We start from the raw sequence: 15,113 nt of genomic DNA, 5'->3' as shown, positions 1-15,113 counted from the left end.
GTGAAGATCACGAAGCTCGGCCGCGCGGCGCTCATCGCCGGCGTCGGCAGCATCCTCCTCGCCTCCTGCGCCGCGAACGAGGGCACCTCGGGCGGCGAGGCCGTCGAGGGTGGCGTCACCGGCACCATCGAGGCCACGGGCGCGTCATCGCAGACGGCAGCGCAGGAGGCCTGGGTCGCCGCGTTCCTCGAGGCGAACCCCGACTCGGACGTCATCTACGAGCCCACGGGCTCGGGCGTGGGCCGCGACAACTTCCTCGCCGGTGCGTCGAACTTCATCGGCTCGGACCGCGCGTTCAACGAGGAGGAGCTCGCCGCTGGCGGCTTCGGCTCGTGCACGACCGACGACATCATCGAGATCCCCGTCTACATCTCGCCCGTCGCCGTCATCTTCAACATCGACGGCGTCGACACGCTGAACCTCGACGCAGCGACGATCGCCGGCCTCTTCGCAGGCACGATCACGAACTGGAACGACCCGGCGATCGCCGAGCAGAACCCCGACGCGACGCTGCCCGACCTCGCGGTCTCGCCGGTGCACCGCTCGGACGCCTCGGGCACGCAGGAGACGTTCACGTCGTACCTCGAGGCCACGGCTGCTGACGTGTGGACCTACGAGGCCTCCGACGAGTGGCCCATCCAGGGCGGCGAGGCTGCCCAGGGCACCTCGGGCGTCGTCGACCGCGTGGGCGGCGGCCAGGGCACGATCGGCTTCGCCGACGCGTCGCAGGCCGGCGACCTCGGCACCGTCGCGGTGCAGGTCGGCGAGGAGTACGTCCCGTTCTCGCCCGAGGCCGCTGCTGAGCTCGTCGCCGGTGCGACGCAGGAGGAGGGCCGCGGCGACGCCGACCTCGTCTTCGACGTCGACCCGGCCGCTGCCGCCGACGGCGCGTACCCGATCGCGCTCGTCTCGTACCTCATCGGCTGCACCTCGTACGAGGACCCCGAGGTCGCCGCGACCGTGCAGGCGTACTTCTCGTACGTCGCCTCGGCCGAGGGCCAGGACGCCGCTGCCGAGAACGCCGGCTCCGCTCCGATCAACGACGAGCTGCGCACGCAGATCGAGGCTGCCATCGACCTGATCCAGGTCGAGGGCTGATCCTCTGATCGACTTGGGGCTGATGGCCGGGATGCAGGGCATCCTGGTCATCAGCCCCACACCACTGCCACCGCTTCCGACACGAAGGGCCGACGCGGCATGACGACCAGCTCCACGGCGCAGCAGCAGCAGGAAGAGCCTGCGCTGCCGCCGAAGGCCACGCAGCAGGCGCGGCCCGCAGTCCGTCGCCTCGGCGACTCGATCTTCTCGGGGACCGCGCTCGGCGCGGGCATCATCATCCTGCTCGTGCTCGCAGCGGTGGCGGTCTTCCTCGTCGCGCAGAGCATCCCCGGCCTGTCGAGCGAGGACAACACGATCCTCCGCGACCGGTCGTTCCTCGAGTACGTCGTGCCGCTCGCGTTCGGCACCGTCTGGGCGTCGCTCATCGCGCTCGTCATCGCGGCCCCCATCGCGATCGGCATCGCGCTCTTCATCTCCCACTACGCCCCGCGCCGCTTCGCCGCCGTGCTCGGCTACGTCATCGACCTGCTCGCCGCGGTGCCCTCGGTCGTCTTCGGCCTCTGGGGCGCGCTCACGCTCGCAGGCTTCGTGCAGCCCTTCTACGCATGGCTCAACGCCAACCTCGGCTGGTTCCCGCTCTTCAGCGGCCAGGCGTCGGCGACGGGCAACACGATCCTCACCGCCTCGCTCGTGCTCGCCGTCATGATCCTGCCGATCATGACCGCCATCTGCCGAGAGGTCTTCCTGCAGGCGCCGCGACTCCACGAGGAGGCGGCGCTCGCGCTCGGCGCGACGCGCTGGGAGATGATCCGCATGGCCGTGCTGCCCTTCGCCCGCGGCGGCATGGTCTCCGCGGCGATGCTCGCCCTCGGTCGCGCGCTCGGCGAGACCATGGCCGTCACGATGGTGCTCTCGGTGTCCGGCGTCATCAGCTTCGAGCTGCTCACGTCGACGAACCCGACGCCCATCCCCGCGAACATCGCCCTGCAGTTCCCCGAGGCGCACGGCAACGGCGTGAACACGCTCATCGCCACGGGCCTCGTGCTCTTCGTCGTCACGTTCCTCGTGAACGCCATCGCCCGCGCGATCGTCAACCGTCGCGCCCAGTTCTCCGGAGCCAACTGATGACCGCCGTCGTCACGCGCGAGACGAGCTCGCTCGCAGCAGGTCGCCTGCCGAAGTGGGCGACGTGGGTCACCCTCGTCGCCGCCATGGCCGTCTCCGGCGTCGTCTTCGCGCTCATCAACATGGGCTCGGCCGCGTCGGACTTCAACGTCGCCGGCACGCTCGTCGTCGGCGCGATCCTCTACCTCGTGGTCATCTACGTGCTGTCGCGCCTCAGCGAGAGCCCGCGCCACGCGATCGACCGCTTCGTCACCGCGCTCGTGTCGAGCGCGTTCATCATCGCGATCATCCCGCTCGTCTCGCTGCTCTACACGGTCATCTCGTCGGGCATCGAGCGGTTCGACGTCGAGTACTTCTCGTCGTCGATGCGCGGCGTCGTCGGCACCGGCGGTGGCGCGATCCACGCGATCTGGGGCACGATCCTCATCACCCTCGCCGCGACGATCATCTCGGTGCCGATCGGCCTCATGACGTCGATCTACCTCGTCGAGTACGGCGGCAAGGGTCGCATCGCGAAGGCCATCACGTTCTTCGTCGACGTCATGACGGGCATCCCGTCGATCGTCGCGGGCCTCTTCATCTTCGCCGTCTTCTCGATCTTCCTCGGACCCGGTGCCTCGATGGGCGTCATGGGCTCGCTCGCCCTCGCCGTGCTCATGATCCCCGTGGTCGTGCGCTCGAGCGAGGAGCTGCTGCGCATCGTGCCGAACGAGCTGCGCGAGGCGGCGTACGCCCTCGGCGTGCCGAAGTGGCGCACGATCGTGAAGGTCGTGCTGCCCACGACGATCGCCGGCATCATGACGGGCATCATGCTCTCGATCTCGCGCGTCATCGGCGAGACGGCGCCGCTGCTGCTCACGGCCGGCTTCACGACGAGCCTCAACATGAACCTGTTCGACGGACGCATGATGACGCTGCCCGTGTTCGTCTACAACCAGTACCAGAACCAGGGCACGAACCCCGACGAGGCCGTCGCCAGGGCGTGGGCGGGCGCGCTGACGCTCATCCTCATCGTCATGGCGCTCAACCTCGTCGCGCGCCTCATCGCCAAGATCTTCGCCCCCAAGCTGCGCGGCTGAGCCGCAGGAACCAGGAGACCACTTCCGTGTCCAAGCGCATCGAGGTCGACGACCTCAACGTCTACTACGGCGACTTCCTCGCGGTCGAGGGCGTGTCCCTCGAGATCGCCCCCCGCTCGGTGACGGCCTTCATCGGCCCGTCGGGCTGCGGCAAGTCCACCTTCCTCCGCACGCTCAACCGCATGCACGAGGTCATCGCCGGCGCCCGCGTCGAGGGCAGCGTGCTGCTCGACGGCGAGGACCTCTACGGCGCGGGCGTCGACCCCGTGCTCGTGCGCCGCCAGATCGGCATGGTCTTCCAGCGTCCGAACCCGTTCCCGACGATGTCGATCCGCGAGAACGTGCTCGCCGGCGTGCTGCTGAACAACGCGCGCATGGCGAAGTCCGACCAGGATGCGCTCGTCGAGAGCAGCCTGCGCGGCGCGAACCTGTGGAACGAGGTCAAGGACCGCCTCAACCTGCCCGGCTCGGGCCTCTCTGGCGGTCAGCAGCAGCGTCTCTGCATCGCGCGCGCCATCGCGGTCTCGCCCGACGTCGTGCTGATGGACGAGCCCTGCTCGGCCCTCGACCCGATCTCGACGCTCGCGATCGAGGACCTCATCGAGGAGCTCAAGCAGGAGTACACGATCGTGATCGTGACCCACAACATGCAGCAGGCTGCACGCGTGAGCGACAAGACGGCGTTCTTCAACATCGCGGGCACCGGCAAGCCGGGCAAGCTCATCGAGTACGACGAGACGACGACGATCTTCTCGAACCCCTCGGTGCAGGCGACCGAGGACTATGTCTCGGGCCGCTTCGGCTGATCCCGACCCGCAGCACCGCGTGCGAGCCCGTCGTGCTCGAGCCTCAGCGCTCGAGGACGACGGGCTCGCCGCCGTTCGGCACGAACGCGATCGTCGACGCGTCGACGTCGTCGGGCACGACGAAGATGGGGCACACGCGCTCGTAGGGCTCGTTCAGCGCGTTGCCGGAGGCCTCGTACACGTCGAGCGCGCGGCCGGCGGGCTCGTAGTCGAAGCCCGAGAGGTCGTCGTAGCGGGGCCCGTCGTCGGTCGCCCACACCTCGACACGCACGGCGTCGGAGAGCCACTGCCCCGACTCGCCCCGCAGCTGCGTCGCATCCATGCACACCCACACGACGTGCGTGCCGTCGGAGGGCGCCTCGGTCGCGGAGCCGTCGAACATCGCGACGTCGTCGAGGTCGACGGGGCCGGCGTCGAGCAGCGTGAGCTGCCAGGTGGCGTCGGGCACGTCGACGAGGATGGCGTCGCCGTCGACCTCGACGGTGGGCACGAGCTCCTCGCCCGCGCGCGGCGACTCGGTGGTCACGGCGACGTCGACGCGCGACGCGTCGGCGGATCCCTGCTGGGTGCCGGCGCAGCCTGCCAGCACCAGCACGAGGGCCGCGAGCGGGGTCGTCGCTCGTGCGCGTCGCATGCGTGGATCACCTCCGAGGGTCGTGACGGAACCTATCCGGCGAACCTCCGCGGGAGCCGAGCGGGCGGTGCGTGCGGGGTCACGGCGACGGCGCACGCGCGTCGTCAGTGCGGGGCGCCGTGCGTCTCGACCGCGAGCACGCGACCGTCGGCGCCGCCGACGTGCAGCACCGTGAAGTCGGCGGTGTGCAGCATCGCGCCGCGGTGCAGCGAGGGCGTGTCGGGCGTTGCGGTCGCCGTCGCGACGGCGTCGACGATGACGGGGATGACCGGCAGGTGGCTGCACAGCACCGTCGTGCGGCGGTGCCGCAGCGCCTTCGTCACGCGGCGCAGCAGGCGGTCGCCGCGACCCATGTACGTGTCCTGCGCGAGTGAGCGCACCGCGCGCGGCTCGAGGCCCGCGACTGCGGCGAGCGGCGCGACGGTCTGCCGGCAGCGCACGGCCGTCGACGTCAGCACGCTCTGCACGCCGAACGCCGCGATCGACGGCGCCACCTGACGCGCCTGCCGCTCGCCGCGCGACGTGAGGGTGCGCGACGCGTCGTCGCGGTCCCACATGTACGGGTCGGCGGCCTTCGCGTGGCGCAGCGCGATGATCGCGAACGTGTCGGCCTCGCCGGCCTCGATGCGCTCCGCGAGCCTGCGCACGAGCACGGCGTCGTGCTCGTACGTGCAGCGCGACACGGCCTCGGCCAGCGGCAGCCAGTGCAGCGCCATGATCTCGTCGTTCGGGGCGAACGCGTGCGCGGGATCCCGGTCGCGCAGCTCGGCCTGCCAGTAGTAGACGACCTTGTCCTGCCCTGTCGGCAGGCGGTACTCGCTCGTGCCGAGCGGCGCCTGCAGCGTGACGCGGTAGCCCGTCTCCTCCTCGAGCTCGCGTACGGCGCACGCAGGCAGCGCCTCGCCCGGGTCGAGCTTGCCCTTCGGCAGCGACAGGTCGCGGTGCTTCGTGCGCTCGACGAGCAGCACCTCGATGCCGTCGGTCGTGCGACGCCACAGGCCGACGCCCGCGGCGAGCTGCGGCGTCACCGGCGACGCCTCCGCTGGATCGCGATCATGCGGTCGCGCTGCAGGTCGGCGAGCGGCTTGCCGTCGTCGTCGAACGCGTGGCGCGTCCACGTGCCGTCGGGCTCTGCCCACCACGACGCCGTCGTGGGGGCCATCGCCGTGTCGAAGTGCGCGGCGATGTCGTCCATGTGCTCGGTCGACGTGAGGCGGATGAGCGTCTCGACGCGGCGGTCGAGGTTGCGGTGCATCATGTCGGCCGAGCCGATCCACACCTCCTCGTCGCCGCCGTTGAGGAAGCAGAACACGCGCGAGTGCTCGAGGTAGCGACCGAGCACCGAGCGCACCTGGATGTGCTCGGACAGCCCGGGCACGCCCGCCTTGATCGACGAGATGCCGCGCACCCACACCTGCACCTCGACGCCCGCGCGGCTCGCGCGGTACAGCGCGTCGATGATCTGCTCGTCGACGATCGAGTTCACCTTGATGCGGATGCGTGCGGGCCTGCCCGCCTGCGCGTTGCGGGTCTCGCGACGGATGCGCTTCAGCAGCCCCTTGCGCAGGTGCAGCGGTGCCACGAGCAGGCGCTGGAACTTGCGCTCGATCGCGAAGCCCGAGAGCTGGTTGAAGAGGCGCGTGATCTCGAGGCCGACCTGGTCGTTGTCGGTGAAGAGGCCGAAGTCCTCGTAGATGCGCGACGTCTTCGGGTTGTAGTTGCCCGTGCCGACGTGGCAGTAGTGGCGCAGGCGGCCGCGCTCGCGGCGCACGACGACGAGCAGCTTGCAGTGCGTCTTGAGGCCCACGAGGCCGTAGACGACGTGCACGCCGGCTCGCTCGAGCGTGCGCGCCCACTGGATGTTGTTCGTCTCGTCGAAGCGCGCCTTCACCTCGACGAGCGCCAGCACCTGCTTGCCCTTCGCGGCGGCGCGGATGAGCGCGGCGACGATGGGGGAGTCGCCGCTCGTGCGGTACAGCGTCTGCTTGATGGCGAGCACGTCGGGGTCGTCGGCCGCCTGCTCGAGCATCGCCTGGACGCTCGTGGCGAAGGTCTCATAAGGGTGGTGCACGAGCACGTCCTTGCGCGTGATCGCGTCGAAGATCGACTCCTGCTCCTCGGCATCCGTCGGCTTCAGCGCCGCGGCGGTGACGGGGACGCGCTTCGTGTAGCGCAGCTCGGGGCGCTCGAGGCCCGAGATCTGGAAGAGGCCGGTGAGGTCGAGCAGGCCGGGCAGCGTGTAGACCTCCTGCTCGGTGATGCCGAGCTCGCGCACGAGCAGGTCGAGCGAGTCGGGGTCGACGTCCTCCGACACCTCGAGGCGGATGGGCGGGCCGAACTTGCGGCGCGACAGCTCCTTCTCGAGGGCCTGGATGAGGTTCTCGGTCTCGTCCTCGTCGATCGCGACGTCCTCGTTGCGCGTGACGCGGAAGACGTCGCAGTCGACGACGCGCATGCCGGGGAAGAGCTCGCCGAGGTTGTTGGCGATGAGCTCCTCGAGGGCGATGAATCGCGTGGTCGCACCCTCGACGGCGACGAGGCGCGACAGCACCGGCGGCACCTTGAGGCGCGCGAACTCCTCGGAGTCCGTGAGCGGGTTGAACACGCGCACGGCGAGGTTGAGCGACAGGCCCGAGATGTAGGGGAAGGGGTGGGCGGGGTCGACCGCGAGCGGCATGAGCACGGGGAAGACGTCGTCGTGGAACCGCTGGCGCAGCACCTGCTGCTCGGCCTCGTCGAGCTCGCCCCAGCGCACGATGTCGATGCCGGCGCTCGAGAGCTGCGGGCGCACGGAGTGGCGCCAGCAGTCGGCGTGCCGCAGCTGCAGCTCGTGGGCGCGCTCGACGATCTGGTTGAAGATGTCGACGGGCGAGACGCCCACGTTCGTCGGCACCGCGAGGCCCGTGACGATGCGGCGCTTGAGACCCGCGACGCGCACCATGAAGAACTCGTCGAGGTTCGACGCGAAGATCGCGAGGAAGTTGGCGCGCTCGAGCAGCGGCACCGTCTCGTCCTCGGCGAGCTCGAGCACGCGCTGGTTGAAGGCGAGCCACGACAGCTCGCGGTCGAGGAACCGGTCGGCGGGCAGGCCGTCCTCGGTCTCGCCGCCGTGCGTCTCGAGGTCGTACTCGTCGTCGTCGTCGAAGTCGTCGAGGTCTGCCTCGGTGGCCTGCGCGAAGCTCGCGCCCTCCGCGAGCTCGGGCGCCATCGTCACGGTCGGGATCGACGTCGTGGGCGTGGGCTCGGACTGGTCTTCCATGCACTCATCCTGGCACCGGCAGGTGAACGGATGGGGTCGCGACGAGCGGATCAGGCGAGGTGGCGCCAGCGCACGTCGCGTGCGTGGTCGACGAAGCCGCGCGAGCGGTAGAGGCCGAGCGCCGGCGCGTTGTCGCCCTCGACGTAGAGGTGCGCCGTGGCGAAGCCGAGGGTGTGCATGCGCGCGAACGTCGCCCGCATGAGCACGCCGCCGAGGCCCGAGCCCTGCGCGTGCGGCGCGACGCCGAGGGCGTAGAGCTCGGCGACGTCGCCGTCGGGCTTGATCCACGCGAAGCCGTCGAGCCCGTCGGCGCCGGGCGCGACGAGCAGGTTCGCGTCGTCGTGCCAGGCCTCCGCGCGACGGTCGGCGAGGTCGCGGGCCGTGAGCCTGCCCTGCTCGGGATGGCTCGCGAACGCCGCGGCGTTCACGGCGACCCACGCCTCCGCATCCGCCTCGACGAAGGGGCGCAGTCGCGCGTCGATCGTGGCGTCGGCGGGCACAGGCGCGCGCAGCTGCAGCAGCGTGCGGATGCGCTGCATGCCGAGTCGCGCCGCGAGCGCCTGCGATGCGGGCAGGTCGCCGTGCGCCCACGCCTCGAAGCCGGGATGCTCGGCGGCGACGCGCTCGGCGAGGCGTGTGCCGAGGCCCGCGCCGCGGTGCTCGGGGTCGACGGCGAGCTCGACCTCGGCGGGCGCATCGCCCGCCTGCTCGCCGGTGGCGACGACGGCGATGGCGATGCCAGAGCCGTCGAGGTCGACGATCGCCCGGTCGCCGCGGCGCGCCTCGAGCATCGCCTGGTCGTTGACGGGGCTCACGCCGTCGGCCGCGACGCACCGCTCGACGAGCGACGCGAGCGCGGCTGCGTCAGTCATGCGAGAGCTCGAAGCGGTAGCCGACGTTGCGCACCGTGCCGATGGCCGACTCGAGGTCGCCGAGCTTCGCGCGCAGGCGACGCACGTGCACGTCGACCGTGCGCGTGCCGCCGAAGTAGTCGTAGCCCCACACCTCGCTGAGCAGCTGCTCGCGCGTGAAGACGCGCACGGGATGCGACGCGAGGAAGCGCAGCAGCTCGAACTCCTTGTAGGTGAGGTCGAGGGGCTTCCCGTTGATCGACGCCTGGTAGTTCGCCTCGTCGATGCGCAGGCCGGCGGCGACGATGGGCTGGTCGCGCGGCGCCGAGCGGGCGAGCGCGAGGCGGATGCGCGCATCCACCTCGGCGGGGCCTGCGGCGTCGAGCACGACGTCGGCGATGCCCCAGTCGAGCTGCACGGCGGCGAGGCCGCCCTCGCCGAGCACGAGCAGCACGGGCGTCTTGAGGGTCTGCTCGACGATGCGGCAGAGGGTCTTGGCGGTGGCGAGCTCGACGACGCCGTCGACCACGACGAGCTCGGCGTCGCTCGCCTGCGTGAGCGAGCCTGTCTCGGCAGGGAGGCGCGTCACCCGGTGATCGAGCAGGTCGAGGCTCGGAAGCACGTCGCCGCTGCGCCGGGTGAGGATCAGCACTTGTGCCACGTCGAGATTCCTTCCCGCGGGACAGTCTAGGGTGGCGTGGGGAGCCGGATGGACGGGGGAGTCGTGGCCGCAGCGATGCGCTGGCACAGCATCTGGCCCATCTGGGCGCTCGCCGTCGTCGGCTCGATCGTCGTCGCCGTGCTCGTGCCCGTCGACCGCACCGTGTGGCTGCCGATCGTGCTCGGCACGTGCGTGCTCGCCTCCTTCGGCGTGCAGCTGGGGTTCCCGAACCAGAAGGGGCTCGTCGACCGCCTCTTCGCCTCCGTCGGCGGCGCCGTCATCGTGCTCGCGGCCGCCACGGTCGTCTTCAAGGCGCTCAGCATCGCCGCGTGACGCGCCCGCAGCGAACGCTGCTCGTGCGCGCGTAGGATGAGGGCATGGACATCCCCGTCGTCGCGCTCGAGATCTTCTTCCTCGGCCTCCTGGGCCTCGCGTCCCTCGCGATCGCGGGCCTCTCGTTCGTCGTGATCCGCAACCTCTTCCGCGGCCAGCGCTAGCCAGTGCTCGACATCGACCCGACGCTCCCGGCGGAGCTCGGTCCCCTGCAGTGGCTCGTCGGCGACTGGGAGGGCACGGGTCACGTGCAGTTCGAGGCTGCCGAGGACGACGTGCGTGAGCACGCGTTCGGGCAGCGCGTGACGTTCGCGCACCACGGCCTGCCGTACCTGGCGTACTCGGCGTACGCGTGGCTGCTCGACGACGAGCTCACGCCGCTCGCGACGGAGTCGGGCTACTGGTCGCTCGCGCGCGACGCCGACGACCGCGACCACGGCCCCGGCATGCTGCCGCGCACCGCCGCACCCCGCACGATCGACGACGTCGAGGAGCTGCGCAGCGAGGACGGCGCGTTCGAGATCGAGGCGCTCATCGCGCATCCGACGGGCGTCTCGGAGCTCTACATGGGCCGCATCGCCGGCCCCCGCATCGACCTCGCGACCGATGCCGTCATGCGCTCGCCAGGTGCCAAGGCGCACTCGGCGTCGACGCGCATGCTCGGCCTCGTCGACGGCGACCTGCTGTGGGCGTGGGATCTCGCGGCGCTCGGTCGCCCGCTCGCGACGCACGCCTCCGCACGCCTGTCGCGCGTGCGCAGGCTCGAGGCGCCAGAGACCTCCGAGGGGCAGTGATGACGAGCGCGTTCGTCGACGTGCCGGGCGCCGTGCTCGGCGACGACGGCGTGCCGCTGCACCTCGGCAACCCGATCGCGGAGGGTCGACTGCTCGACGCCGGCGCGTGGGTGCTGCTGCCGCGCGACGTGCTGCGCCTCACGGGCGCCGACCGCCTCACGTGGCTCGACTCCATCACGACGCAGGCCATCGCTCGCCTCGCGCCGGGCGTCTCGACCGAGACGCTCGTGCTGTCGCCAGAGGGCCGCGTCGAGCACGCCATGCGGCTCGTCGACGACGGCGAGTCCCTGTGGGTCATCCTCGACGCCAGCCGGGCGGATGCGCTCGAGACGTGGCTCACGCGCATGCGGTTCTGGGCGCAGGTCGAGATCGCGCGCGTCGATGCACCCGTCGTCGGCTGGACTGGCACCGTCGCCCCCGAGGGCGCGACCTGGGACGACCCGTGGCCGACGGTCGCCGAGGGCGGCGTGCGCTACGGCTCGGGCGAGGACCTCGGCCCGTGGGACTGGCACGAGACGGTCGTGACGGGCGAGCTCGGCACGCCGCCGGCGCTCGCGGGCACGCTCGCGCTCGACGCCCGCCGCATCGCCGCCGGACGCCCGACGATCGCCGATGTCGACGACCGCACGATCCCGCACGAGCTCGACTGGCTCGCGACCGCCGTGCACCTCGCGAAGGGCTGCTACCGCGGGCAGGAGACCGTCGCGAAGGTGCACAACCTCGGCGCTCCGCCGCGCCGGCTCGCGCTGCTGCACCTCGACGGCAGCGAGTCGACGCTGCCCGTCGCAGGCGATGCGGTGACGTTCGAGGGCGCCGAGGTCGGTCGCGTGACCGCCGCCGCCCAGCACCACGAGCTCGGCCCCGTCGCGCTCGCGGTGCTCAAGCGCTCGGCGCCCGTCGAGGCATCCCTCGTCGTGCTCGCGGGCGACGACGACGTGCCCGTCGCCGCGGCGCAGCAGGTGCTCGTGCCGCCGACCGCGGGCCACGCGCACCGCCCGCCGCGCCTGCCGCGTCTCGGTGCCGTGCGGCGTCCGAGCGCCTGACGCGTCGCCCCCTGACGGTCAGCGCGACGCGCGCGAGCGCACCGCGACGGCCGCGCACGCGACGACGACGGCACCACCGACGATCGTCGGCACCGTGATGACCTCGCCGAGCAGCAGCGCCGCCCATGCGATCGACAGCGTCGGCTGCACGAGCTGCAGCTGGCTCACGCGCGCCATGGGACCGATCGCGAGGCCGCGGTACCAGGCGACGAAGCCCAGCAGCATGCTCACGACCGACAGGTACGCGAACGCGAGCCACGCCTGCGGCGATGCGACCGCGGGTGCGACGAGCAGCGACGACCCGGCGAGCGCGGCCATGACGGGGCTCGCGACCACGAGCGCCCACGCGATGGTCTGCCACGCGCCGAGCTCGCGGGCCAGCACGCCGCCCTCGGCGTAGCCGACCGCCGCCGCGACGACCGCGAGGAGCAGCAGCAGGTCGGCGCCGTGCAGCGCGGGCGGCCCGCCGCCCGCGACGAGCGCCGTCGTCACGGCGGCGACGCAGCCGGCGGCCGACGCGACCCAGAAGCGCGCACTCGGACGCTCGTGGGCGCGCACCGTCGCCGCGACCGCCGTCGCCGCGGGCAGCAGCGCGATGACGACGGCGCCGTGGCTCGCCGGCGTCGTCGTGAGGGCGTACGACGTGAGCAGCGGGAACCCGGCGACGACCCCGGTCGCGACGATGCCGAGGCGCAGCCACTGCCGGCGCGACGGCAGCCGCTGGCGGGTCCAGGCGAGCGCGACGCCCGCGAGCGCCGCAGCGACGACCGCGCGGCCCGTGCCGACGAGCAACGGATCGAGGTCGACGACCGCGACGCGCGTCGCGATGACGGTGAACGAGAAGGCGAGCACGCCCACGAGCCCCCACGCGATGCCCGCGACGGGCGTGCCCGTGGTCGGTGGTGCGGTGGAGGTCATGCGGTCGAGCGTCGCGTGCGCCGGCGTCGGCATGCGCGGGCCAGGGCCGCGCGCGTGGCCCGCGCAGGCCAGCGGATGCGGCGTGGCTCGGCGCTCAGCGCGGCGCGACCGCCGCCCACGGCAGCGTGAGCTCGCCCAGGCGGGCGCGGCGCAGCGCGGCGCGATCGATCGGCCAGCCGTCGTCGGCGAGCGACCGCACGACGGCGCCCCACCGCTGCTCGGCGCCGAACGTGCCGACGTGCGCCGCGCGATCCCACGCGCGGTCGAGCGCGACGAGCAGGTCGTGGATGCGCTCGCCGGGCACGTTGCGGTGGATGAGCGCCTTCGGCAGCCGCTCGGCGAGCACGCTCGGCGCCGGCATGGCATCCGTGCCGATCGAGCCGAGCCGCAGCGCGAGCGTGAGGGCGCGGGGCCCCGCGGCGTCGAGCGTCACCCACGTCGCGACGCGGCCGACCTCGTTCGACGTGCCCTCCACGAGCACGCCGCCGGGCGCGAGCCGCGCGAGCATCCGCGCCCAGATGGCCTCGACCTCGTGCTCGTCGTACTGGCGCAGCACGTTCATGGCGCGGATGACGTGCGGCGGACGCACCGTCGGCACCTCGAACCCGCCGAGCGCGAACGACACCCGCACGTCGTCGGCGAGCGCCCGGCCGTGCCGCTCGGGGCCGGCGGCGAGCGCCTCCGCGAGCTCCCGCGACGCGATCGCGACGCGCTCGGGATCGATCTCGAGCCCCACGACCTCGACGTCGGGGGACCGGCGCGCGAGTCGCTCGTGCAGCTCGAGCGACGTCGTGGCGCTCGCGCCGTAGCCGAGGTCGACGACGAGCGCGCCGGGCACGCGCGCAGCGGGCAGGTCGGCGATCCACCGGTCGACGCGGCGCAGCCGGTTCACGCCGGTCGTGCCGCGCGTGATGCGCCCGATGGGAGCCATGCGTCCATCGTCGCAGCAGCGCGGCGCAGCCGACGTCCGCGCGCCATCGCCCGGTCATGCGGCCTCGATAGGCTGAGCGCATGAGCGAGCACACCCTGATCCTGCTGCGGCACGGCCAGTCGGACTGGAACCAGAAGAACCTGTTCACGGGATGGGTCGACGTGCGACTCACCGACCAGGGACGCCAGGAGGCGGCGCGCGGCGGCGAGCTGCTCAAGGAGCAGGGCATCCTGCCCGACGTCGTGCACACGTCGCTGCTGACGCGCGCGATCCAGACGGCGAACCTCGCGCTCGACGCCGCCGACCGCGCGTGGATCCCCGTGCACCGCTCGTGGCGCCTCAACGAGCGCCACTACGGCGACCTGCAGGGCAAGGACAAGGCGCAGACGCTCGAGGAGTACGGCGAGGAGCAGTTCATGCTGTGGCGCCGCTCGTTCGACGTGCCGCCGCCCGCGATCTCCGACGACAACGCCTACTCGCAGGCCGACGACCCGCGCTACGCGGGCATCGACGGCGACGTGCCCGCCACCGAGTGCCTCAAGGACGTCATCGACCGCTTCTTGCCCTACTGGGAGGGCGCGATCAGCGACGACATCCGCGCGGGCAAGACGGTGCTCATCGCCGCGCACGGCAACTCGCTGCGGGCGCTCGTGAAGCACCTCGAGGGCATCTCCGACGACGACATCGCCGCGCTCAACATCCCCACGGGCATCCCGCTCGTCTACCAGCTCGACGCCGACCTCAACGCGACGGGCCCCGGCGTGTACCTCGACCCCGAGGCCGCGGCCGCAGGTGCCGCCGCCGTGGCGAGCCAGGGCAAGGGCTGACGCCCGCCCGCGCACGACGCACGAACGAGGCCCCCGGCAGATGCCGGGGGCCTCGTTCGTGCCGGGGGCTGCGACTCAGTCGGAGACGACCTCGTGCAGCTCGGCCTGCCAGTCGCCCGTGGCGAGGTAGGCCATCTTCTTGCCGATGCCGACGGCGTGGTCGGCGAAGCGCTCGTGGTAGCGGCTCGCGAGCGTCGCGTCGACGGTGGCGTGGGCCGCGCCCTCCCACTCGGAGCCGAGCACCTGCTCGAACACGGACTTGTGCAGCGCGTCGACGCGCACGTCGGAGCCGGCGATCTGCTCGGCGATCGACACGTCCTGCGTGCGCAGCAGCTCGACGAGGAGGCCGGCGATCTCGACGTCGGCCGCACCCATCTGCACGAACGTGGGCTGCAGCGACTCGGGCACGACGTTCGCGGGGAAGCGGTAGCGCGTCAGCATCGCGATGTGGCGAGCGAGGTCGCCCATGCGCTCGAGCGACGCCGAGATGCGCAGCGCGGAGATCACGATGCGCAGGTCGCGGGCGACGGGGCCCTGCCTGGCGATGATGTCGATGACGAGCTCGTCGAGCGCGTTCGCCTTGTCGTCGATGTCGGCGTCGGACGCGATCACCTGCTCTGCGAGCTGCACGTTCGACTCTCCGAACGCCTCGGTGGCTCGTGCGATCGACGTCGCGACGTCCTCCGCGATCTCGACCAGGCGATCCTGGACCTCGGCCATCTCCTGCTTGAAGACCTCGCGCATGACACTCCTCATCCCCCGTGCGGGCATACGGGTCGAGCATTCCAGACGA

General features: G+C 71.9%; 16 protein-coding genes. 8 read left to right on the top strand and 8 right to left on the bottom strand.

The window, feature by feature from the left end; all coding sequences use genetic code 11:
- From BLQ67_RS04145 to pstB, 4 genes are all read left to right on the top strand, one after another.
- The gene (locus BLQ67_RS04145; protein ID WP_092502706.1) at positions 1-1,098 is read left to right on the top strand and encodes a phosphate ABC transporter substrate-binding protein PstS; all 1,098 of its coding nucleotides are present in this window, start codon (positions 1-3) and stop codon (positions 1,096-1,098) included.
- 99 nt (positions 1,099-1,197) lie between these two features.
- The gene (gene pstC / locus BLQ67_RS04140) at positions 1,198-2,184 is read left to right on the top strand and encodes a phosphate ABC transporter permease subunit PstC (RefSeq protein ID WP_092502704.1); all 987 of its coding nucleotides are present in this window, start codon (positions 1,198-1,200) and stop codon (positions 2,182-2,184) included.
- A complete protein-coding gene (pstA, locus tag BLQ67_RS04135) occupies positions 2,184-3,263 on the top strand; it encodes a phosphate ABC transporter permease PstA (protein ID WP_092502702.1) in 1,080 nt (359 codons plus the stop codon). Before pstC ends, pstA begins: the two co-directional genes overlap by 1 nt.
- A gap of 26 nt (positions 3,264-3,289) precedes the next feature.
- Entirely contained in the window at positions 3,290-4,069 is a 780-nt protein-coding gene (gene pstB / locus BLQ67_RS04130) for a phosphate ABC transporter ATP-binding protein PstB (protein WP_092502700.1), read from the top strand.
- 43 nt (positions 4,070-4,112) lie between these two features.
- On the opposite strand, the gene BLQ67_RS04125 is transcribed toward pstB, so the two are convergent.
- From BLQ67_RS04125 to BLQ67_RS04105, 5 genes are all read right to left on the bottom strand, one after another.
- Positions 4,113-4,703: a hypothetical protein gene (locus tag BLQ67_RS04125; RefSeq protein WP_092502698.1), complete on the bottom strand. Its 591-nt coding sequence runs from the start codon at positions 4,701-4,703 to the stop codon at positions 4,113-4,115.
- Between the two features lie 104 nt (positions 4,704-4,807).
- Entirely contained in the window at positions 4,808-5,731 is a 924-nt protein-coding gene (locus tag BLQ67_RS04120; protein ID WP_172802247.1) for an NUDIX hydrolase, read from the bottom strand.
- Positions 5,728-7,911 (bottom strand): RNA degradosome polyphosphate kinase, encoded by a 2,184-nt coding sequence (locus tag BLQ67_RS04115; protein WP_092506769.1) that lies wholly within the window; start codon positions 7,909-7,911, stop codon positions 5,728-5,730. The genes BLQ67_RS04120 and BLQ67_RS04115 overlap by 4 nt, the downstream gene beginning before the upstream one ends.
- Before the next feature lie 101 nt (positions 7,912-8,012).
- On the bottom strand, positions 8,013-8,834 hold the full coding sequence (gene mshD / locus BLQ67_RS04110; protein ID WP_092502694.1) for a mycothiol synthase: 822 nt from the start codon (positions 8,832-8,834) through the stop codon (positions 8,013-8,015).
- Positions 8,827-9,474 carry a response regulator transcription factor gene (locus tag BLQ67_RS04105; RefSeq protein ID WP_092502692.1) on the bottom strand — a complete coding sequence of 216 codons (648 nt, stop codon included), beginning with the start codon at positions 9,472-9,474 and terminating at the stop codon, positions 8,827-8,829. The genes mshD and BLQ67_RS04105 overlap by 8 nt, the downstream gene beginning before the upstream one ends.
- 63 nt (positions 9,475-9,537) lie before the next feature.
- Here BLQ67_RS04105 and BLQ67_RS04100 point away from each other — a divergent pair, with 63 nt between their 5' ends.
- The 3 genes from BLQ67_RS04100 (at position 9,538) to ygfZ (ending at position 11,644) form a co-directional block, all read left to right on the top strand.
- Positions 9,538-9,807: a hypothetical protein gene (locus BLQ67_RS04100; protein ID WP_092502690.1), complete on the top strand. Its 270-nt coding sequence runs from the start codon at positions 9,538-9,540 to the stop codon at positions 9,805-9,807.
- Between the two features lie 167 nt (positions 9,808-9,974).
- Positions 9,975-10,601: an FABP family protein gene (locus tag BLQ67_RS04095; protein ID WP_092502688.1), complete on the top strand. Its 627-nt coding sequence runs from the start codon at positions 9,975-9,977 to the stop codon at positions 10,599-10,601.
- Positions 10,601-11,644: a CAF17-like 4Fe-4S cluster assembly/insertion protein YgfZ gene (ygfZ, locus tag BLQ67_RS04090; protein WP_092502686.1), complete on the top strand. Its 1,044-nt coding sequence runs from the start codon at positions 10,601-10,603 to the stop codon at positions 11,642-11,644. The genes BLQ67_RS04095 and ygfZ overlap by 1 nt, the downstream gene beginning before the upstream one ends.
- An 18-nt stretch (positions 11,645-11,662) precedes the next feature.
- Here the strand turns inward: ygfZ and BLQ67_RS04085 are convergent, their stop codons facing one another.
- Together BLQ67_RS04085 and BLQ67_RS04080 are read right to left on the bottom strand one after the other, a co-directional pair.
- Complete coding sequence (locus tag BLQ67_RS04085; protein WP_231945157.1) at positions 11,663-12,562, bottom strand: DMT family transporter; 900 nt, start codon at positions 12,560-12,562, stop codon at positions 11,663-11,665.
- 94 nt (positions 12,563-12,656) lie between these two features.
- Positions 12,657-13,493 carry a class I SAM-dependent methyltransferase gene (locus BLQ67_RS04080; protein ID WP_092502682.1) on the bottom strand — a complete coding sequence of 279 codons (837 nt, stop codon included), beginning with the start codon at positions 13,491-13,493 and terminating at the stop codon, positions 12,657-12,659.
- Between the two features lie 80 nt (positions 13,494-13,573).
- Here BLQ67_RS04080 and BLQ67_RS04075 point away from each other — a divergent pair, with 80 nt between their 5' ends.
- Positions 13,574-14,320: a phosphoglyceromutase gene (locus BLQ67_RS04075; RefSeq protein WP_092502680.1), complete on the top strand. Its 747-nt coding sequence runs from the start codon at positions 13,574-13,576 to the stop codon at positions 14,318-14,320.
- Positions 14,321-14,395: 75 nt separating this feature from the next.
- Here BLQ67_RS04075 and phoU read toward each other — a convergent pair whose 3' ends face one another.
- Positions 14,396-15,064 carry a phosphate signaling complex protein PhoU gene (gene phoU / locus BLQ67_RS04070; RefSeq protein ID WP_092502678.1) on the bottom strand — a complete coding sequence of 223 codons (669 nt, stop codon included), beginning with the start codon at positions 15,062-15,064 and terminating at the stop codon, positions 14,396-14,398.
- Positions 15,065-15,113 lie beyond the last annotated feature (49 nt).

The sequence above is a fragment of the Agrococcus jejuensis genome (genome assembly GCF_900099705.1).
Classification (GTDB): Bacteria; Actinomycetota; Actinomycetes; order Actinomycetales; family Microbacteriaceae; genus Agrococcus; species Agrococcus jejuensis.
This window is presented reverse-complemented; position numbering and strand designations above follow the sequence as displayed.